At 35.5% G+C, this 631-nt stretch carries 1 protein-coding gene; it reads left to right on the plus strand.

The genetic code is table 11. The annotated features are described in order from the left end of the window. Positions 1–123: 123 nt before the first annotated feature. Positions 124–363 (plus strand): hypothetical protein, encoded by a 240-nt coding sequence (locus tag AC1DVB_RS27835; RefSeq protein ID WP_239858291.1) that lies wholly within the window; start codon positions 124–126, stop codon positions 361–363. Positions 364–631 lie beyond the last annotated feature (268 nt).

Raw genomic sequence — 631 nt, forward strand, 5'->3', positions numbered from 1 at the left:
CCTTTCTTCTGTAATTGTCATCAACTCTTAACATTAATAACGCAACTTTAATGTTTTATCGGAAACTGACATTATATACTTAAATGACAATTACATAACTTTTTTAAGAAAGCGGGTCCTGTCATGGAAATAAATCAAAAACAACCAATACTTTCCCTTAAATTAATCCATGAACTTGAAATTTTATCATCCAAAACACAAATGCCTATTTCTGAATTACTGGAAATATCCGTAATTTCACTGCTGGAAAAAGTGAATGATACAAAAGAACTCAATGTTGGACTTAATAATAAAGAAATGATTTTAAGAAATAAAATCATCATCAATCAAAATAAAGAGGTTTTGAATAACAAAAGCACTTGACCATTAAGGTTAAGTGCTCAGAATGTAGACAAACTCAATGAAAATTGAGTTTGTCTACATTTTTTTCTTGTACAAATTCGGACGTGATTTCCACTTCAGGCACTCGCTTTCCGCGGGCGGTCCGGGAGCCTCCTCGGCATGGCCTGCAGGGTCTCCCTTGGCCACGTTTTTCCCGCAGGAGTCTCGTACCTTACGTTCCAATCAACTGGAACGTTTTTTAAAATAAAAACTGCAGGCTGGTCTATTCCGAACCAAGTTTATTTTATCC

This window comes from Peribacillus sp. P4_D6 (assembly GCF_056401795.1).

Excerpts from the sequence above, each read along its gene's own strand:
- AC1DVB_RS27835 (WP_239858291.1), top strand. The coding sequence starts at position 124 with ATGGAAATAAATCAAAAACAACCAATACTTTCCCTTAAATTAATCCAT.